The sequence below is a fragment of the Glutamicibacter sp. BW77 genome (genome assembly GCF_002332285.1).
Classification (GTDB): Bacteria; Actinomycetota; Actinomycetes; order Actinomycetales; family Micrococcaceae; genus Glutamicibacter; species Glutamicibacter bergerei.
Genome location: NZ_NRGT01000069.1, coordinates 83,831 through 102,342, shown reverse-complemented (window position 1 = coordinate 102,342; position 18,512 = coordinate 83,831). Strand labels below are relative to the sequence as shown.

General features: G+C 59.1%; 19 protein-coding genes. 4 read left to right on the top strand and 15 right to left on the bottom strand.

The window, feature by feature from the left end; genetic code table 11:
• A partial coding sequence (locus CIK74_RS12010; protein WP_141392942.1) for an HNH endonuclease signature motif containing protein occupies window positions 1-819 on the top strand: 819 nt, incomplete at its 5' end.
• Between the two features lie 144 nt (window positions 820-963).
• Here CIK74_RS12010 and CIK74_RS12005 read toward each other — a convergent pair.
• From CIK74_RS12005 to CIK74_RS11990, 4 genes are all read right to left on the bottom strand, one after another.
• Entirely contained in the window at window positions 964-2,529 is a 1,566-nt protein-coding gene (locus CIK74_RS12005; protein ID WP_096256454.1) for a transporter, read from the bottom strand.
• On the bottom strand, window positions 2,511-3,269 hold the full coding sequence (locus CIK74_RS12000; RefSeq protein WP_096256453.1) for an ABC transporter ATP-binding protein: 759 nt from the start codon (window positions 3,267-3,269) through the stop codon (window positions 2,511-2,513). Before CIK74_RS12000 ends, CIK74_RS12005 begins: the two co-directional genes overlap by 19 nt.
• Before the next feature lie 184 nt (window positions 3,270-3,453).
• Window positions 3,454-4,365 (bottom strand): tetratricopeptide repeat protein, encoded by a 912-nt coding sequence (locus tag CIK74_RS11995; protein ID WP_096256452.1) that lies wholly within the window; start codon window positions 4,363-4,365, stop codon window positions 3,454-3,456.
• Entirely contained in the window at window positions 4,365-6,110 is a 1,746-nt protein-coding gene (locus CIK74_RS11990) for a hypothetical protein (RefSeq protein ID WP_096256451.1), read from the bottom strand. Before CIK74_RS11990 ends, CIK74_RS11995 begins: the two co-directional genes overlap by 1 nt.
• A 159-nt stretch (window positions 6,111-6,269) precedes the next feature.
• Between CIK74_RS11990 and CIK74_RS11985 the strand changes: the two genes are divergently transcribed.
• On the top strand, window positions 6,270-7,673 hold the full coding sequence (locus CIK74_RS11985) for an AI-2E family transporter (protein WP_240520534.1): 1,404 nt from the start codon (window positions 6,270-6,272) through the stop codon (window positions 7,671-7,673).
• Between the two features lie 30 nt (window positions 7,674-7,703).
• On the opposite strand, the gene CIK74_RS11980 is transcribed toward CIK74_RS11985, so the two are convergent.
• Complete coding sequence (locus tag CIK74_RS11980; protein WP_096256450.1) at window positions 7,704-8,054, bottom strand: ATP/GTP-binding protein; 351 nt, start codon at window positions 8,052-8,054, stop codon at window positions 7,704-7,706.
• A gap of 91 nt (window positions 8,055-8,145) precedes the next feature.
• On the opposite strand from CIK74_RS11980, the gene nucS reads away from it, so the two are divergent.
• Window positions 8,146-8,841, top strand: a complete 696-nt coding sequence (nucS, locus tag CIK74_RS11975) for an endonuclease NucS (RefSeq protein ID WP_096256449.1) — start codon at window positions 8,146-8,148, stop codon at window positions 8,839-8,841.
• Between the two features lie 9 nt (window positions 8,842-8,850).
• Window positions 8,851-10,059 (top strand): N-acetylglucosamine-6-phosphate deacetylase, encoded by a 1,209-nt coding sequence (locus CIK74_RS11970; RefSeq protein WP_096256448.1) that lies wholly within the window; start codon window positions 8,851-8,853, stop codon window positions 10,057-10,059.
• 95 nt (window positions 10,060-10,154) lie between these two features.
• Here the strand turns inward: CIK74_RS11970 and CIK74_RS11965 are convergent, their stop codons facing one another.
• From CIK74_RS11965 to CIK74_RS11920, 10 genes are all read right to left on the bottom strand, one after another.
• A complete protein-coding gene (locus tag CIK74_RS11965) occupies window positions 10,155-10,583 on the bottom strand; it encodes a DUF2550 domain-containing protein (RefSeq protein WP_096256447.1) in 429 nt (142 codons plus the stop codon).
• Window positions 10,584-10,591: 8 nt separating this feature from the next.
• Window positions 10,592-10,861 (bottom strand): F0F1 ATP synthase subunit epsilon, encoded by a 270-nt coding sequence (locus CIK74_RS11960; protein WP_096256446.1) that lies wholly within the window; start codon window positions 10,859-10,861, stop codon window positions 10,592-10,594.
• Between the two features lie 2 nt (window positions 10,862-10,863).
• A complete protein-coding gene (gene atpD, locus CIK74_RS11955) occupies window positions 10,864-12,309 on the bottom strand; it encodes a F0F1 ATP synthase subunit beta (protein WP_096256445.1) in 1,446 nt (481 codons plus the stop codon).
• Window positions 12,310-12,347: 38 nt separating this feature from the next.
• Window positions 12,348-13,241, bottom strand: coding sequence for a F0F1 ATP synthase subunit gamma (locus CIK74_RS11950; protein WP_096256444.1), 894 nt, complete (start codon window positions 13,239-13,241; stop codon window positions 12,348-12,350).
• Window positions 13,242-13,319: 78 nt separating this feature from the next.
• A complete protein-coding gene (gene atpA, locus CIK74_RS11945; protein ID WP_096256443.1) occupies window positions 13,320-14,957 on the bottom strand; it encodes a F0F1 ATP synthase subunit alpha in 1,638 nt (545 codons plus the stop codon).
• A gap of 132 nt (window positions 14,958-15,089) precedes the next feature.
• Window positions 15,090-15,902: a F0F1 ATP synthase subunit delta gene (locus CIK74_RS11940; protein WP_096256442.1), complete on the bottom strand. Its 813-nt coding sequence runs from the start codon at window positions 15,900-15,902 to the stop codon at window positions 15,090-15,092.
• Window positions 15,902-16,456, bottom strand: a complete 555-nt coding sequence (locus CIK74_RS11935) for a F0F1 ATP synthase subunit B (RefSeq protein WP_096256441.1) — start codon at window positions 16,454-16,456, stop codon at window positions 15,902-15,904. Before CIK74_RS11935 ends, CIK74_RS11940 begins: the two co-directional genes overlap by 1 nt.
• A gap of 82 nt (window positions 16,457-16,538) precedes the next feature.
• Window positions 16,539-16,751, bottom strand: coding sequence for a hypothetical protein (locus CIK74_RS11930; protein WP_096256440.1), 213 nt, complete (start codon window positions 16,749-16,751; stop codon window positions 16,539-16,541).
• 103 nt (window positions 16,752-16,854) lie between these two features.
• On the bottom strand, window positions 16,855-17,646 hold the full coding sequence (gene atpB / locus CIK74_RS11925) for a F0F1 ATP synthase subunit A (RefSeq protein WP_096256439.1): 792 nt from the start codon (window positions 17,644-17,646) through the stop codon (window positions 16,855-16,857).
• Between the two features lie 286 nt (window positions 17,647-17,932).
• Window positions 17,933-18,367 carry a hypothetical protein gene (locus CIK74_RS11920; protein WP_096256438.1) on the bottom strand — a complete coding sequence of 145 codons (435 nt, stop codon included), beginning with the start codon at window positions 18,365-18,367 and terminating at the stop codon, window positions 17,933-17,935.
• Window positions 18,368-18,512: the final 145 nt, after the last annotated feature.

Genomic DNA, 18,512 nt, shown 5'->3' with positions numbered 1-18,512 from the left:
GCGCAGGCTCGGGTCAACCGGCCTCCCCAGGCCGGCCCGGTTGATGAGTCGGCTAGTGCTACGGACTCTTCCTCCACTGAGCAAGCTATTGCCGAACCCGCACCCGCTGCTGCTGCTGAGCCAACCACCACACCAGAACCACAAGACGAAGCACCAGAGCAGACAACCCCAGCAGAACCCACAGTAGAACCCAGCATCCTGGATTTCTTACCCGAAGGGGCACAGGAGGAAGCAATCTGGGAACCAGAAACCATGGAACGCCCAGCTACGGTCCCCGAACGAGCGCTCAACGCGTTGATGGACATCCTCACCACAATCCCCACGACCGGGGGTGGTAGCCAACGGATCAGACCTGAAGTCCTGGTGCATTTGAAGCTCGAAAATTTGCAGGACCTCGCCTCCGGAGATGCCCGCACCGCCCACGGGGTGAAACTTCCGCCCGGGGATTTGAGACGGTTGTTATGCGAAGCAGATATCATCCCGGCAGTGTTCAATTCGAAGAGTGAACTGCTCGATTATGGTCGAGCTCAACGGTTGGTGCCGGAGAAACTCAAACGCGCGGTGCTCGCGCGTGATCATGGGTGTATTGTGCCTGGTTGTACCGAGCCACCGGAGAAGATTGAGTTCCATCATATTGATCCGTGGTGGATGGGCGGCGAAACGAAGTTGATCAATTTGAGTGGCCTGTGCCGGGGTGCGCATATGGATGCTGATTCGGGTCGGATCAAGATTGTGGTGGTTGACGGGCTACCGCACGTGATTTTGCCGAAGCATATTGACCCGGAACAGTTACCGCGGCGTAATACTTACTGGGATTGACCCCGCCGGTCAGCGAGGGCAATACCGCGTCGGACCCCACTCGAAACGACTCAGTCGAAACGCCCCCTAAAACGCGACAACGCCCGCAGCCCTCGAACCAGATTTCTCCGGTCCGAGCGCTGCGGGCGTAGTCGCTGGGTACCTCTAGCGGTTGATCATGACCGACTGCATCAGCTCAGGCGCACGTTGATCCATAGTCCTGCCACCAATCCGGATGCCAAAGAACAGCATCAGCGAACCGGTAATCAGCCCTACGGCCAAGCTAATGTATCCGGCCAACGACGAGTGCATCACCCAACCGGTGATGTACGGAATCAGCGTCGGAATCAGCAGCACACCCATGATGCCGAAGGTCGCAAGCTGAGTCACCGCCACACGCGCTCCACTTCCCGGTGGAGTTTTCATCGGGTTATCTCCCGGCAGCGGTACCGCGTAGGTGTAGCGGGCCGAGGCGATCGAGGAAACACCCAGCGCAATCAAGAATGCGCCGAGCGACAGCCCCAAGTCTCCGGGGATGCGCCACGGCTGACCGGTCAGCGCGGCAGGAAGTACCGCGGCCAAAATCAGCGGCACGATCACCAGCACGAAGCAGGCCATCACGCGTCCCAAACGATCGGCCTTGCCCGAGACGCCGGTGAGCACATGCAACGCAAAGGCGGTGTTGTCATAAGACACATCGGCGGAGATCGCAAACCCCATCAGGATGCCGATCATCGGTCCCAACAACAGCATCATCGTGTAGCTACCGGTAGATCCACCGGCAAAGTAGAAGATCACCGGCAACATCGGCACCATGATCACACTCAGTGCGTAGCGCGGGTCCTTGAACCAATAGGTCAGGGCGCGAGCGGCCACCGCACCGGCGGGTGTAGCCGGGGTGAGTTTGAAGAAGCCCAAGCCTTTGGCGCTCGACGCACGCTGCGCCGCAGGAGGAGTCACCGTCGCCTTACCGGTAGCCCGGGTGAGCAAGAAGTACAGTCCGATCAGGTACACCAGAGCTAGGCCGGCATACATCGCAGTCATGCCCATCTCCCCGGCAGCCAACGCGCCGGGCACCGCAGCAAAAGCACCCAAGGGGGTGTAGCCGAGCACCGCGGAAATCGGCACCAACACTTCAAAGATAGATTCCGCGTTTGAGCCGATGGTACTGAAGATCGGCCCCAGGCCAACCAGCAATAGGAACAACAAGGCAAAGGACAATTCGCGGAAGCGTCGCTTGGCACGCAGCGCGGTGGCCACGATCGTCAGGTACTGACAGGCGAACATTGCCATCAGCCAGGTACCCACCGCACAGAGCAGCCCGACCACGAACACCGCCGGGTCAAGCCGCCAGATCGTGGAGAACCCTAGGGCGGCGAGCAGCGTCAACGCCGCCGGGATGGAGATGAACCCGGCCAGGATCAGCCCGCGCGCCAATGTCTTTTCTTCGATCCCAAAGTGCACAAAGCGCTGTGGTTCAAGGGTTAGATCCACACCGGTAATCAACGGCGGAATCACCGCCCAGCCCAGCACGATCACCGATCCGGCCAGAATAGCTACCCAGCCGCGCAGATCACTTTGGTCGGCGGTAAACCAGCCGGCCAGCGAAAGCATCACCACGATCCCTAGCGCGTAGAGCCCACCGATGATCACGCCCACCAGTTGCCAGGGGCTTCGTTTAAACCCGTTGCCTAGCAGCCGTAACTTCAGCCTTAGGAGGTGCGCAACCATGACAGCCCTTCGCTGGTTCCGCGCCCGCCGACCAGATCCACAAAGCGATCTTCGAGGCTCATGCCGTCGCGTACCTCGTCCACCGATCCGGAGGCTTTAAGCATGCCGCCGTCGATGACCGCCACGTGCGAGCACATCCGCTGCACCAGGTCCATCACGTGGCTGGAGACGATCACGGTGCCGCCAAAGGACACATAGTCATTGAGGATGTCGCGGATATTCGCCGCCGACACCGGGTCCACCGCCTCGAAAGGCTCATCGAGCACCAGCAGCTTCGGTGAGTGAATCATCGCGGTCGCCAGGGAAATCTTCTTCGTCATACCTGCGGAGTAATCTACGACGAGCTTGTCGCCGTCCTCGCCGAGGTCCATCACGCGTAGCAAATCTTCGGTGCGCGTGGCCACTTCCTCGCGATCCATGCCGCGCAGCAGTCCGGCATAGGTCACCAGCTGCCGTCCGGTCAGCCGGTCAAACTGACGTACCCCATCGGCAAGTACGCCTAGCGTAGCCTTGGCCTCGTGTGGAGCGGCCCAGATATCTACGCCGTTGACTAGTGCACTTCCCTGGTCCGGGCGTAGCAACCCGGTGGCCATCGATAACATCGTGGTTTTACCCGCCCCATTGGGTCCGACCAGTCCGTAAAAGGATCCGGTGGGCACCTGAAGGCTGACGTTATTCACCGCCACCTTGTCGCCAAACTGCTTGGCAAGATTTCTAATTTCGAGCGCCATGCTATTCATGTTTCGAGACTATCAATCGCCCAAGTCAACTCGCATCATCCTTTGGAGTTAATCTCGAAGCCCAGCGCTCTGCTAGGGCGGAGCCCAATCGATGGGGATGCCACGTCAGGGCGCAAAAAAGGCGACCGGCCACATCAGCTAAAAATGTGGCCGGTCGCCTCTACGACGGGTAAAGCTGCACGGGTTAGAAGAGCACGCGAGATAATTTCTGGCGCGAAGCTGCCACGCGCGGATCGGCGTTGCCGATCACCGCATACAGTTCAATCAACCGACGACGCACACGCTCACGGTCCTCATCGGCCAGTCGGGAAATCAACGTAACCAACCGCGCGAAGGCGTCTTCCACATGCCCGCCGACCAAATCCAGGTCGGCAACGTTGAGCTGCATGTCAAGATCATCGGGGTTCGCTGCCGCCGCGGCGCGCGAATCGTTCAAATCAAGATTTGCCGTACGCGAAAGCAAACGCACCTGATACACGCCCACCTGCGCGTCGTGATCATTAGGCTTTTCGGCCAAAGCTTCGAGGTATGCGGCCTCCGCGGCCGCATAATCACCGGCGTCGATCGCATCCACCGCCTTCTGATGCAACGGCGGCAGTTCTGCTTCGCCGCTGTCACCGGAGAACGCCGGAACGCTCCCGCCAAGCCCCTGCTGCGTCGCCAGTTCGGCCAGCTGGTTGAGCACCTGGTCGATCTGTTCGGCAGCTGCCGGACCTTGGAACAAAGGCACCGGCTGCCCGTTGACCAGCGCGATCACCATCGGGATCTGCTCGGCGTTGAAGGCCTTAGCGATATTTGGGTACTTCTCCGCGTCGACCACACCGAGCACCATCTTGCCGGCACGGCGATCGACGAGGGTTTTGAGCGCAGCATCAAGATCGACCGAAACCTGCACGCGCGGCGAGCCCAGGGAGACGATCGCCGGAACCCGCTGAGACAGGGCAACAAACGGCTGGAACGCGGCCTCATCAAGGTTCATCGTCCAGCTGGCAACTGTCGCAGCCGCGCTATCTGACTCGGTGGCCTGTGGCCCGGAACTTGCCAGCGCGCCGAGGTCGATGGCTCCGCGCGCGGAAGGGATATGTGGTTCAGTCATTAGTTTTCCTCCACCTGCTTGACGCTCAGCAACGAAACCTCGCTGGCGACCAGCTGAATCTTGTCGTCGTTACCGGATGCGGGGATGTACATCATCACCGGTTCGGCGTACGTGATCTCTACGTTACCGTTTGAGGTGCTCGATCCAAGCAGCTTCTTGGTCAGCTCGTCGGCGCTCTCCAATGGGTCGGCATCCTCGGTGCGTTCAAAGACTGCCTTCTGGTTCAGTCGACCGGTGACGATCGCCCCGCCATCAGGAGTGGAAACCACTTGGGTGTCCTTATCGGTGACCGTGCGCGAGTACTTCACCTTCGCCTCCTTGGCATCCTTCTGCTCGGCCTTCTGCCCGGAGTGGATCGCCTTAATAAATTCGGATTCCGCGAAGTTGTCCTTGCGCTTGGACTTTTCGTTGGTCAGCACGTCGGCCAGCTGCGTCAGCGCGTCTTTTGGCTTCACCTTCAGCCCCTCGGCATTGGCGTCGAGCTGCGTCACCGATGGGTCACCGACCGCAATCCCGGGGAAGGTTGAGTTCGGCAGCATCTGCGCCGCGAAGGTGAGCTTGTAGTTATCCCGGGCACTGTTCTGTTGCAGGGTCAACGCGATTGGCAAGGTGGCCGGATCGGAATCCTTCGCGGTCACCACGGTGATCACGCGCGGGAACTTCGCCTCGGAGCTATTAGGCACCGCGGCCGAACGAATGACCGAGGTCTTCAGCGCCAGTGGCTTAGCGATCTTGATCTTGTCGTTGAGGATGTCGTAACGCTTGGTGCGCAGGTCCTTAAAGGCACCGGAGGCGCGCGAGTCCAAATCCTTCTTGGTGTTCTTCTCGTCGGCCTTGCCGATCTGCTTCTCCACGTCGCTGAGCACGCGCTGCAGCTGTTCTTCGGTGAGTACCGGGTAGCTCGGCTTTTCCTCCGCAGTAGATTCCGAAGGTTTTGCCGAGGCCGACGCAGATTCAGAGGCCGACGCAGATTCAGAGGCTTTTGGCGAGTCCGATGGCTTATCGCTGGTCGGCGCCATCGGTACGCTAATTCCGCTCACCGCGAGGGCCAGCACCGCGGCAACCGCGAGCGAATTCTGCTTCGTCGGTCCGTTCTTAGTATTTGCTACCGCGGTTTCTGCCCGACGCCCGGAGTTAGCCGATTTAGCCGGCTTGATCACGCGCATCACCAGCAGTGCCACACCGAGTACCAACAGCAGTGCACCGATGATGATCAGTGGCAACGCCCATGGCATGGCGTCATCGTTGGCGTAGGTCACCGAGATCTCACTGGGCGCCGCCTTGGTGCCGTCGGCTGCCAGCAGCAGCGACCAGTCACCGTCATCCGGGGCGGTCCAGCGGTAGGTCATCGTGCCATCGGCCTTCTGCGAATCGAAGAACAGGTCATCTCCTGCGGGGTTCGGAGTCTTCTTCTCCCCATCGATGCGCTCGGCGATCAGCTGATGATTTTCGCGATCCACACCGGTCAGCTCCACGTGGGCAGCGTCGCCCACCCAGGCTTCCACGTCATAACTGCGCGCCAGCGAGGCGGTAAATTCGCCCTTGCCGGTGATCACCAGTTCCACCGGCTCGGAGCCCGGGTTCTGCACCGAGGGTTGAATAACCGTCAGCGGCGACTCTTCCTTAAACTCTGGCATGCTTGCGGTGACCGTTTCGGGCGGGGCCCAAAAGGTCTTCTGTCCGATGCCTACTACCAGGGCAATTGCCCCCAGTAGGATCGCGATCACGGAGATAACTTTTCGCACGACTTCACCTATTCGCCAACGGTCACAGCTGTTCTTTCACAAGTCTAACGAGTCCTTAGCCCCAATGGTTCCGAGAACAGACTGTGAACTGCCTCAAATGCACATGTCGGGGTGTCATAGAGCACTTTGTCACGCTCGCCGAGCGGTATGCTCAGTGCCATGGACAGTAATCAGTCGCCCGATCAGCGCGGCGATGCGGCAAAGCACCACGCCGCACAAGGCCCGGCCAGCGAACCGGCACACCCCACACAGTCCGCCACACCCTCCGGGCAGCCGCCAATCCCCAAAGCTAGCGGCCCGGCGCCCGGCTCACCTCACACATCCCCGGCCACCGGCGCGCATTCCCACGGCTCATCACCGCGGCCCGCAGCCGAGGCAGATCCCGAAGATCCCGCCGAGAGTCGTTCTGCCACTACCCGCTGGGCGCGTCGGCTCTCGCGCACGGTCAACTCACTGTTCAAAGCCCCGAACCACCCCGGTGCACTTGATGAACTACCCGAGAGCGAAACCGATACTCCCCAGCCGATCCCTGCGTTACACCCGATCTCCATGGGATTTCTTGGCACCATCGGCGTCGGCATCGCGCTGGCCGGCTACTACCTGCTGACAAATGTCGGCTCGCTGATCACCTGGATTTCGATCGCGCTGTTCATCGCACTGGGCCTCGACCCGGTGGTGCGCTTCCTGATGCGCCGCGGGCTGAACCGTCCGCTGGCGGTGACCAGCACAATGGTGGGCCTGCTCGCAATTTTTGGCGGCTTCATGGCGCTGATCATTCCTACCCTGATCGCGCAGATCACCCAATTCATCTCGCGCGCCCCGGAGATCGTGGATAACTTCTTAAACAGTGCCTGGGTCAAGCAAATCGACGCGCAATACGCGGTCTCGTCGCGCATTAATACCGAGGTCGAACGCTTCTTTGGCGATTCCGGCGCGGTCACCAATGTATTCGGTGGCGTCTTGGGCGTGTCGCAGACCGTCGCGCAGTCGATGTTCGGGGTGCTGATCGTGCTGGTGTTGGCGATCTACTTCCTCGCCTCGCTGCCGGGCATGATGTCTTTCTCGCTGCGCCTGGTCCCGCGTTCCAAGCGCAACCGCGCCGATCAGATCATCACGCGCATCACCCGCTCGGTGGGTAATTATGTGATGGGTCAGGCCAGCGTCGCGGTGCTCAACGCCTCGGTCGCGCTTATTTTGATGACACTGCTGAAGGTCCCCTTTGCGGCCTTGCTGACCTTATTGGTCGCGATGCTCGCCTTCATTCCGCTGGTCGGAGCGGTGATCGCCGGGGTCTTGGTCACCCTGGTCACGCTCACCCTAGGCTGGCAACCCGCGCTGATCTACGCGATCTGCTACTTCGGTTACCTTCAGGTCGAGGCGTACTTCATCTCCCCGCGCATTATGAACAAGGCGGTCGCGGTCCCCGGCGCGGTCGCGGTGATCTCGGTAATCGCCGGCGGCACACTGGTGGGCATCACCGGCGCGCTGATGGCCATTCCGGTCGCCGCCAGCGCCATGATTTTGCTGCGTGAGGTGTTCATCGCCCGCCAAGACCGGCTTTAATGTCCGATCCGTGCGCACACCGGGCACAACTCAGTACCGGTAGGAGCGCGATTCCCAGCAGTTCGGATGCCAATGCCGACGGTTTCCGGCCGCCGCCTCATCACCGGACCAATGATCGGCCCGCCAGGTCACCAGGTGAGCCACCCCGGGGGTAATCGGCCGATGACAGCCCGGGCAGGTATAGGTTTTTTGCGCGTTCAGCGGGGAAACCTTGCGCACATGCCACTGCCCATCGGGGGCATCTTGCAACTTTGCCACCCCGTAGCGGGCGCGCTGCATCCAGTCATCTTCCGCGCCCTGATCACGGGTTGGCCCCGCGGATCGCGACCTGGATTTTGCGGCGGGTCCGCTGGAGCGGCGTGGACGGTTCGAGCGTGGCATGCCTTTAATCATGCCGTATCGCCGGCCCCGCAGACGAACTGCGCGCAGATCGGGTCGCAAACCTCGCCGGCTTAGCGGTAGGCTTGATCGCGTGCGTTTAGTGGTTGCAAAGTGTTCAGTAGATTACGAGGGCCGTCTTCGAGCCCACCTCCCCCTAGCTACCCGGCTGATTATGGTCAAGGCCGATGGTTCGGTGTTGATCCACTCCGACGGCGGCAGTTACAAGCCGCTGAACTGGATGAATCCGCCGCTGGTATTACGTGAGGCGAGTCCCGATGAGGACGCCGCCGCACTTGGCGCGCTCAGCGTCTGGAACGTCTCCAGCGCGAAGACCGATGACAAGCTGACCATTTACTTCCACTCCATCGAACACGATTCGGCCCACGAGTTGGGGACCGACCCGGGGCTGATCAAAGATGGTGTGGAGGCCGATCTGCAACGCCTGCTGGCCGAACAGATCGAACTTTTGGGCACCGGGCACCGGCTGGTACGCCGCGAATATATGACCGCGATCGGCCCGGTAGACATCCTGGCCCGCGATGCTTCGGGCGCCGCGGTGGCCGTGGAGCTTAAACGCCGCGGCGACATCGACGGGGTGGAACAACTCACCCGGTACCTAGAACTGCTCAACCGCGACCCGCTGCTCAAGCCGGTCACCGGAGTCTTCGCCGCCCAACAGATCAAACCACAGGCGCGCACCCTGGCCGAGGACCGCGGAATCCGCTGCCTGACCCTAGATTACGATGCAATGCGCGGAATCGATGACTCTTCGGGCAGACTCTTCTAAGCTAGGTACATGAATACCGCTTCGCGTTACGCCATCTTCGCCACGCTCATCTCCGACGGGCAGAAAATCAGCGATGGCGCATTGGCCATCGAGGACGATCGCATCCGTTTTGCCGGTAGCCGCGATGACTGGCTCACCCAGTCCGACGCCGACCAATTCCCCGAGCACCCGGTGCCACTCGGTTCCATCCTGATCCCCGGGCTCATCGACCTGCACAACCACGGGGCGCTGGGCGCGGACTTCGCTAACCCGGAACACGGACAGGTCTCCGACGCCCTGGACTACCTGCACCGCGCAGGCACCACCACGTTGCTGGCCTCATTGGTCACCGCCGAACCGGCAGAAATGCTGCGCGCCGCGGAAATCCTTGCCGAATTCGCCGAGGCCGGAAAGATCGCCGGCATCCACGCCGAAGGTCCGTTCCTCTCCGAGGCCCGCTGCGGCGCCCAAGACCCACGATTCCTGCGCGATCCGGATCCAGAATTTATCGACGAGTTGATCTCCGCCAGTCGTGGCCAGCTGCGCACGATGACCTACGCACCCGAACGCCCTGGCAGCGAGGAGCTCATCGAACAGCTAGTCGCACTCGGTGTGGTGCCCTCACTGGGCCATACCAACGCCAGTGCGCAGGTCACCGCCACCTCACTACAGTTCGCCCGCGAACAGCTTCAAAACGCCGGCGTGGATGGCTTCACCGAAAAGCCGACCGTCACCCACCTGTTTAACGGCATGCCCTCGCTGCATCACCGTGAGCCGGGTCCGGTAGCCGCCTGCCTGGAAGAAGCCGCGCGAGGCAACGCCTACCTCGAATTGATCGCCGACGATGTCCACCTGTCCCCGGAGACCGTGCGATTGGTGTTTAACCTCATCGGTGGCCACCGTGTGGTGCTGGTCAGCGATTCGATGTCCGCTACCGGACTTTCCGACGGGCAGTACACCTTAGGCCCGGCCAAGGTCACCGTCAGCGACGGCCAAGCCCGCCTTGCCGACGGTTCGCTGGCCGGGGGCACCGCCACGCTACTTGAGGTGTTGCGCTGTACGGTCAGCGCCGGTATCGCGCTCACCCGCGCGGTCGAGTCCGCGACCTCCATCCCCGCCTCGCTGATCGGCCTGGCCGACGAGGTAGGCTCGCTGCATTACGGTTTCTGCGCCGATGTGGTGGTACTCGACGCCCAGCTGGAGCTGCACCAGGTCATCCGCAACGGCCAGGTACTCTAAAACAAAATTACCCCCACGCAAAAAATCCCGTCGCATAACACCTAATAGGTGCCATGCGGCGGGATTCGTGCTGCGGGTGGGCCCCGCAGAAAAACTTAGATTTGCCAGCTACCGGCGATCGGCCCGGCTTCAAGCCAGGCGGAAAAACCGGTGTAGTCACGGTAATCCATGGCCAGTTCCCGATCTTCGCCGGCCTGTACCAGTTGCACGATGATAAATCCCGGGGGAATTAGCATCGCTTCGTTCGCCGTTGGCCGGCGCCAACCATTGAGGTCTAGTCCGTGGCGCTGCAGTACAAAACGCGGCACCGGGGAGACAGAGAAAAACCGCAACAGATCCACATGTCCCCCGCCGTAGCGGGCGATCACCATCATCCACCGGCCTTTCGGCGTGAGGATGGAGGCGTCGAAGGTGCCCAGCGTGCGCCGCAGTTGAATGCGGCGCACGGCCATGGCCCCGAAGAACAGCACGATGCACGTCAAAACGAGCAGTGCGAGCAGAACTGGTGCGGTTATCTCAATCAATGGTTCGCCTACGCTGCGGTACCAATCACAGCGTTATCGGCGACGATCACTACGCGGTCCGAATCGACTGAGAAGAATCCTCCGTCGATCTGCACCGTGAAGCGAGCTTCGGAAACTGGAGCGATTTCCAGATCCCCAGAGGCAAGCACCGAAAGCATCGGAACGTGACCGGGCAAAACGCCGATCTCGCCGTCAACCGACCGTGCCTTGACCAGCTTCGCAGCGCCGGACCACACGAAGTGATCCGCCGCAACGATTTCTACCTGAAGCTCAGCCATAATTAGCTGGCCTTCTGGATTTCGGCCCACTGGCGCTCGACGTCGTCAAGACCGCCGATGTTGAAGAACGCCTGCTCTGCAATGTGGTCCAATTCGCCATCGGCGATGGCCTTGAAGCCTTCGATGGTGTCCTTGATGTCCACGGTCGAACCCTCAACACCGGTGAACTGCTTCGCGGTGTAGGTGTTCTGCGAGAGGAACTGCTGCATACGACGTGCACGGGCGACAACAATCTTGTCTTCTTCGCCCAGTTCGTCGATACCCAGGATCGCGATGATGTCCTGAAGTTCCTTGTTCTTCTGCAGAATCGCCTTCACACGGATGGCGGTATCGTAGTGATCCTGTCCGATGTACTGCGGATCCAGGATGCGCGAGGTCGAGGTCAGCGGATCGATCGCTGGGTACAGACCACGCGAGGCGATTTCACGCGACAGCTCGGTGGTTGCATCCAAGTGAGCGAAGGTTGCTGCTGGAGCCGGGTCGGTGTAGTCATCGGCCGGGACGTAGACTGCCTGCATCGAGGTGATCGAGCGGCCCTTCGTCGAGGTGATGCGTTCCTGCAGCAGACCCATTTCATCGGCCAAGTTCGGCTGGTAACCCACGGCCGAAGGCATGCGGCCCAACAGGGTCGACACCTCGGAACCGGCCTGGGTGAAGCGGAAGATGTTGTCGATGAACAGCAGCACGTCCTGGTTCTGCACATCGCGGAAGTATTCCGCCATGGTCAGTGCCGACAGTGCCACGCGCAAACGAGTTCCAGGTGGCTCATCCATCTGGCCGAACACCAAGGCGGTGTCCTTCAGAACGTTGGCTTCTTCCATTTCGACCCAGAGGTCGTTACCTTCACGGGTGCGCTCGCCCACACCGGCGAATACCGAAGTACCACCGAAGTTACGTGCAACACGGGTGATCATTTCCTGGATCAGCACGGTCTTACCCACGCCTGCGCCGCCGAACAGACCAATCTTGCCACCCTTGATGTAAGGGGTGAGAAGGTCGATCGATTTGATGCCAGTTTCCATCATCTCGGTCGAACCCTCAAGGTCCGCGAACTTCGGTGCTGGGCGGTGGATTGGCCAGCGCTCGGTGACCTGAATCTCCGAGTTATCAACGTCTAGGGCATCGCCCAATACGTTGAAGATGTGGCCCTTGACGCCGTCGCCTACTGGGACGGAGATCGAAGCGCCGGTGTCCTTCACCTGGGCACCGCGAACCAGGCCGTCAGTGGCCTGAAGCGATACCGCACGGACCAGGCCCTCACCGAGGTGCTGGCTGGTTTCGAAGGTAATAGTTTTGGTTACACCGTTGAGGGTTAGCTCTGCGGTGAGTGCGTTGTAGATTGAAGGCAGTGCATCGGCAGGGAACTCGACGTCCACGACCGGGCCAATCACGCGGGCAATACGGCCGGTGGCCCCTGCGGTAACCTGCTCGTTGATTTGGGCAGTCATCTTTCTCACTTCTTATCTGGTCGGAGAGAAACGGAAATTTAGCTGTCCAGCGCGTCTGCGCCGGCAATAATTTCCGAAAGCTCCTGGGTGATTTCAGCCTGACGGGCGTTGTTAAGCAATCGCGTGAACTTCTTGATCAGTTCGCCGGCGTTGTCGCCTGCAGCCTTCATCGCGCGCTGACGTGCAGCAAGCTCCGAGGCTGCGGACTGCAGCTGGGCATTGAACAATCGAGAATCGATGTATCGCGGAAGCAGTGCGTCCAGCACTTCTTCCGGCGATGGCTCAAACTCGTACAGTGGCAAAAGCTCGTCGGTTGGAGTCTCGGAATCATCCTCGACAACCTCCAACGGCAACAGACGGATGACCGTCGGTTCCTGCGTAACCATCGACTTGAACTGGGTGTATACGACGTGGATTTCGTCCACGCCACCCTGCTCGTAGTCGGTGGCGAAATCCTCTAGGAGGATATCGCGCAGCTCGCGTGCGGTTTCGAAACGCGGAGAATCGGTATCCCCGGTCCACACTCGCTCATATCCGCGTGAACGGAAATCGAAGTAAGCCTGAGCCTTGCGGCCGACCAAATAGGTCTTGACTTCCTTACCATCCTCACGCAGGAGTTCCACGAGGTGCTCAGCCTGCTTCAGAACGCTGGCGGAGTAGGACCCGGCAAGTCCTCGGTCCGAAGTCATCACCAAAACGGCTGCCCGTCGAACCTGTGCAGGCTCGGTGGTCAGTGGGTGTTCGACATCGGCCTGGGACGCGACGGCGGTTACTGCACGGGTAATCGCATTGGCATACGGCAATGAAGCCGAAACACGCGTACGTGCCTTACCAATGCGGGATGCAGCAATCAGTTCCATCGCCTTGAAGATCTTGGCCATCGACTTAGTCGATCCGATCTTCTGGCGGTAGACCCGAATCTGGGCTCCCATGTGTGTCCTTTCCTTATTCCCTACGTTCGGGGTGTGGCGCCGCTAGCGACGCCGCACCCCAAAACGTGAAGGAAATTGTCAGCGCTTCTGCTTGACGATCTTTTCCTGGTCAACGGACTCGGCATCGAGAGCGTCGTGCTCTTCGTGTCCGGCGGCGACCAGCTGGTCATCACCGTCACCGAAGAATCCGGCCTTGAAGTCTACAACCGCAGTCTTCATGGCTTCCAGAGTCTCGTTCTCCAGCTTGCCGGTCTGGCCGATCACGTTCAGTACCTCGGTGCGGTGACGCAGGTAGTCGATGAATTCAGCTTCGAAACGCTGAACATCTTCCACTGGGACATCGTCGAGGTAACCGTTGGTGCCCGACCAGATCGAAACGACCTGATCTTCAACCGGGTACGGGGTGTACTGACCCTGCTTGAGCAGCTCCATCAGACGTGCACCACGGGTCAGCTGCTGCTTGGAAGCAGCATCCAGGTCCGAGGCGAACATCGCGAAGGCAGCCATGTCGCGGTACTGAGCCAATTCAAGCTTCAAAGTACCGGAAACCTTCTTCATGGCCTTGACCTGTGCCGAACCACCCACGCGGGACACCGAGATGCCCACATCGACGGCTGGACGCTGGTTAGCGTTGAACAGGTCCGACTGCAAGAAGATCTGACCATCGGTAATCGAGATAACGTTGGTCGGGATGAACGCGCCTACGTCGTTAGCCTTGGTTTCGATGATTGGCAGACCAGTCATCGAACCTGCACCGAGCTCGTCCGAAAGCTTGGCACAACGCTCAAGCAGACGGGAGTGTAGGTAGAAGACGTCGCCTGGGTAAGCTTCGCGTCCTGGTGGACGGCGCAGCAACAGCGATACCGCACGGTAAGCTTCAGCCTGCTTGGACAGATCATCAAAGACGATCAGAACGTGCTTGCCACCGTACATCCAGTGCTGGCCGATGGCCGAGCCTGCGTAAGGTGCCAGGTACTTGAAGCCTGCTGGGTCAGATGCTGGGGACGCCACGATCGTGGTGTATTCCAGTGCACCCTTATCTGCGAGGGTCTGACGAACGGCAGCGATAGTCGATGCCTTCTGTCCGATAGCCACGTAGATGCAGCGAACCTGCTTGGTTTCGTCTCCGGTTGCCCAGTTGGCGCGCTGGTTCAGAATGGTGTCAACCGCAATAGCGGTCTTACCGGTCTGGCGGTCACCAATGATCAGCTGACGCTGGCCACGGCCGATCGGGATCATGGCGTCGATAGCCTTCAGACCGGTCTGCATTGGCTCGTGCACGCTCTTGCGCTGAGTGACACCTGGTGCCTGAAGCTCCAAGGCACGACGGCCTTCGGCTTCAATTGGGCCCAGGTTATCCATTGGCTCACCCAGTGGGTCAACCACGCGGCCCAAGTAGCCGTCGCCGACTGGAACCGAAAGGATCTCGCCGGTGCGCTCGACCTTCTGGCCAGCTTCGATGCCGGTGAAGTCACCAAGCACAACAACACCGATTTCGCGGGTGTCAAGGTTCTGGGCTAGGCCCAGGGTGCCATCAGCGAATTTCAGCAATTCGTTGGCCATGACGGAAGGAAGACCTTCCACCTTGGCGATGCCGTCGCTCGCGGCGACGACGCGTCCCACCTCGGTACGCTCTGCCTTACCCGGTTCGTAGGAAGATGCGAACTCGTTTAGGGCATTACGGACGTCGTTGGCATTGATGGTCAAATCGGCCATCTGCAGTCCCTGCTCTCCTAAATTGTGACTCGTGTCTGAAAAGAAAAGATACGAATCGAATGTGAATGAAGTCTGTTGTGGTCCTGGTAGCTAGGACATTGGATTCGGGATTACTCCCGGTTTCAATGAGACCTAGCTAGCCAGGGCGCGGCGCAAGTCGGCCACGCGTGATGCCACGGAAGCGTCGACAACTTCGTCGCCAACCTTGACCACCAGTCCACCGACCAGCGATGGGTCGGTGGTGGCATTGAGCTTAAGCTGACGACCGTAAAGCTTGTTCAGGCTGGTCTCCAGACGCGATAGCTGAGCCTCAGAGAGCTGCACAGTGCTGGTCACCGAAGCGATCCAACGCTGCTGGCGCTTGGCCACGAGCTCAACAAAACGTGCAACCAAAGCTGCTGGCTTCAAACCGCGAGGGTTTGAAACAGCCTGGGAGATCAAAACCTGCGCGGTCTGCGACGCGTTAGGCACGAGCTTGAGCGCCAGTGCACGCTTAGCCTCGTCTGGGGCCTGAGCATCATCCAACGCACGCTGCAGCTCGTGGTTAGCACGAACTACCTCGATGAAGGAGAACAGATCCTGCTCCAGCTTGTTCAGCCCATTAACGCCGTCCTGCTGCTCGGCTACCGCGGAGACCGCGGTAACTGCCAGCGTTTCGAGCGCATCGCTAATGTCGCGTTCCGAGCTCCAGCGGGTGGAAGCCAACTGCGCAACGGTAGCCTCGGCATCAGCCGAAACCTTTCCGCGCAAAAGCTGTGCCAGAAGGCCTGCCTTATCGGCAACTTCACGGGCTGGATCAGTCATTGCGCGGCGAAGACCGGCATTTGCATCCAGTACTTCCAGGACCGCGAACAGTTCCTTTGGCAGATCAATAGATGCCTGTGCCAGCTTGGGTTCTAAAAACTCCAAAGCCTTTGCTAGTGACTCGCTCGATACACTTGCCATTAGTTCGATGCACCTGCGTTCTGCTGAGCTTCTAAATCGGTCAGGAACTGATCAACCACGCGCTGTGCACGGGCATCGTCCTTGAGAGCTTCGTCAACTACCTTGCTTGCAAGCTCGGTAGCCAATACGCCCACGTCGGTGCGGAGCGAAGTCAGAGCAGCAACGCGCTCTGCCTCAATCTGACGGTGCGACTGCTCGGTGATACGAGTAGCCTCATCGGTTGCTTTGGTCTTCAGATCTGCAAGGATCTGAGCGCCTTCGCTACGAGCTTCCTCACGGATGCGGTTGGCTTCCGTGCGGGCTTCGAGAAGCTGAGCCTTGTACAGTGCCAAGGTCTCTTCTGCTTCTTTCTGCGCTGCTTCAGCCTTCTCCAGGCCACCTTCGATCGCGGTGACGCGATCTTCATAGGACTGCTCGAACTTCGGAGCAATTACCTTGATGACGATGAACAGAAGGACCGCGAAACCAACGCCCGTGACGAGAATCTCCCACGGGTTCGGCAACAACGGGTTAACCGATTCGCTCGCAGCGAGGATGAAATCAGTGCTGTTCATTCTCACTATTCCTTATCTACTAGTTTCCGCTTTGTGTGTACGCCTCGCGATAGTGGCGAGGCCACTACAAGTTGCGAAAAGACTAGGCGCCGACGACGAAGGCGAAGACCAAGCCCAAAATTGCAAGTGCTTCAGCAAGTGCGAAGCCAAGCATTGCGATTGGCTGCAGGATGCGCTGTGCTTCTGGCTGACGAGCAACACCATTGATGTAAGCAGCGAAGATCATGCCAACGCCGATAGCCGAACCAATTGCAGCCAGGCCGTAGCCGATCATATTCAGGGAGCCATGCAACATGTGATTATGTTCCTTTCAAGATACCGGGCTTTTGCCGGTAGGTTGTGAGGTATTCCTTGAGCGATTCAAGGAAGATCTTTAGTGGGTGGAAGAAGTGTTGGCCTTAGTGGGCGTCGGCTTCAATTGCACCCTGGAGGTAGATCGCGGTCAGCAGGGTGAAAACAAAGGCCTGCAGGACCATGATCAGAAGTTCCAGGAAGTACATTGCGACCGATCCGAGGATGACCAAGACGCCAAGACCATTCATAGCCAAGGAATCCTGAACAACAATCAGGTGACGAGCACCGGAAGCTGCCAACATCACGATGATGTGACCGGCCAGCATCGTTGCCATCAAACGCAGCGAGTGCGTCAGCGGGCGAACGATGAAGTTAGAGATGATTTCCAAAGGAATCATCAGTGGCATGATCCAGCCCGGAACACCGGACGGAACAACTGCCAATTTGAAGTAGCGAATACCATGGTTTTTCAAACCTACGGCAATCCAGGTGCCGTAGATGATGATGGCCATCGCATATGCAGAACCAGCGTGTGAGAACGATGGAATCTGCAGGAATGGGATTGCTCCGAAGAGGTTATTCAGCAGGACGAAGAAGAAGGTCGCGAACAGCAGAGGAATCCAAGGACGGAAGTTCTTCTCACCAATGATGTCGCGGCCAATTCCGTTACGCACGAAAGCGTAGCCGGACTCGGCGAGGTACTGCGTCTTGCTTGGAACCAGCTTCGGGTTCTTGATGGCCGCGGTGAAGAACCAAGTAATGAGCACGATCGAAAGCACGATCATGAACATCTGCTTGCCGAAACCGGTTCCGTACTCAGCGAACCACGGGAAAATGTCCGGGAGGTGAGTATCGGATACGGATGGCGGAATAAATCCGCCTTCTTCTGAGGCCATTGGGAGCGCAAACGCGAACAACGCGCTGTCCTCTCTGCAGTAACGGTCACGGGCAAAAGGCGGTGACTGGCGGTAACTGCCTCTCACCGTGTGAAGAAAAAATCAAACGGGTTACATCGGAGTTTTTGCGAAACGCATCGACGCTGATGAAGTGCCATCCTCAGGTTGCCCCAAGGATGCCAGTCATAGACGGCCGATCACCGTTAAGCAACCCACCAAAAATGACCCGTAGTAAGCTTATCAAACTCACAGCTCGCCCCAGACCTAAAGACTGGTGGCACTATGTCTATGCTTCGTTGTAGATGGCAAGACGTGTCTTCATAAAGGCACGAATCTCACCGGTCTGCCAGGCAACGAGGCTGACTGCAGCTGCAAGCACGAATCCCTGTCGATTGACCCAGTCAGGCAATCCCAGGTTCAACAGCAAGAAGGCAATACCAAATACCTTGATGACGAAAGTTCCCAGAAACGCGGGCATGGCCCACGTGCTGCGGAATCGTCCGGCGGCCTCAGCAATCAAAATGCTGACGGCGAAAAAGCCGATCACTAAGCCGTAAGCTAAAGCCCCGGACAGTGCATATCGCAAATCTGCAAACAACCACGAAATCAGGAAAAATGCGGCCGCTGCGATCAACGAGTACAGCATGGAGATACCAAGAATTGGTAGCCAGATGGATTTCGGAGCGGCAGAGACGACAACGCGAGCCGAATGTGAATTCATGGCCGCACTCTCCCTCTAGTTCGCTGTCAAAGATCTATCTGCAACCGAATAATGCTGATGAAACTCATTACCCCCGCGCAGTATAAAACTACTTGGGAGATGATCCGTAATGAATTCTACACGAGATAGAAACTGATTGCTTGGG

Bases quoted from the DNA above. Each gene is read 5' to 3' on its own strand.
- CIK74_RS11930 (WP_096256440.1), bottom strand. From the start codon at position 16,751: ATGTTGCATGGCTCCCTGAATATGATCGGCTACGGCCTGGCTGCAATT.
- CIK74_RS11985 (WP_240520534.1), top strand. From the start codon at position 6,270: ATGGACAGTAATCAGTCGCCCGATCAGCGCGGCGATGCGGCAAAGCAC.
- CIK74_RS11980 (WP_096256450.1), bottom strand. From the start codon at position 8,054: ATGCCACGCTCGAACCGTCCACGCCGCTCCAGCGGACCCGCCGCAAAA.
- CIK74_RS11970 (WP_096256448.1), top strand. From the start codon at position 8,851: ATGAATACCGCTTCGCGTTACGCCATCTTCGCCACGCTCATCTCCGAC.
- CIK74_RS11960 (WP_096256446.1), bottom strand. From the start codon at position 10,861: ATGGCTGAGCTTCAGGTAGAAATCGTTGCGGCGGATCACTTCGTGTGG.
- atpB (WP_096256439.1), bottom strand. From the start codon at position 17,646: ATGGCCTCAGAAGAAGGCGGATTTATTCCGCCATCCGTATCCGATACT.
- CIK74_RS11940 (WP_096256442.1), bottom strand. From the start codon at position 15,902: ATGGCAAGTGTATCGAGCGAGTCACTAGCAAAGGCTTTGGAGTTTTTA.
- atpD (WP_096256445.1), bottom strand. From the start codon at position 12,309: ATGACTGCCCAAATCAACGAGCAGGTTACCGCAGGGGCCACCGGCCGT.
- CIK74_RS11920 (WP_096256438.1), bottom strand. From the start codon at position 18,367: ATGAATTCACATTCGGCTCGCGTTGTCGTCTCTGCCGCTCCGAAATCC.
- CIK74_RS11950 (WP_096256444.1), bottom strand. From the start codon at position 13,241: ATGGGAGCCCAGATTCGGGTCTACCGCCAGAAGATCGGATCGACTAAG.
- CIK74_RS11935 (WP_096256441.1), bottom strand. From the start codon at position 16,456: ATGAACAGCACTGATTTCATCCTCGCTGCGAGCGAATCGGTTAACCCG.
- atpA (WP_096256443.1), bottom strand. From the start codon at position 14,957: ATGGCCGATTTGACCATCAATGCCAACGACGTCCGTAATGCCCTAAAC.
- CIK74_RS12005 (WP_096256454.1), bottom strand. From the start codon at position 2,529: ATGGTTGCGCACCTCCTAAGGCTGAAGTTACGGCTGCTAGGCAACGGG.
- CIK74_RS11995 (WP_096256452.1), bottom strand. From the start codon at position 4,365: ATGACTGAACCACATATCCCTTCCGCGCGCGGAGCCATCGACCTCGGC.
- CIK74_RS12000 (WP_096256453.1), bottom strand. From the start codon at position 3,269: ATGAATAGCATGGCGCTCGAAATTAGAAATCTTGCCAAGCAGTTTGGC.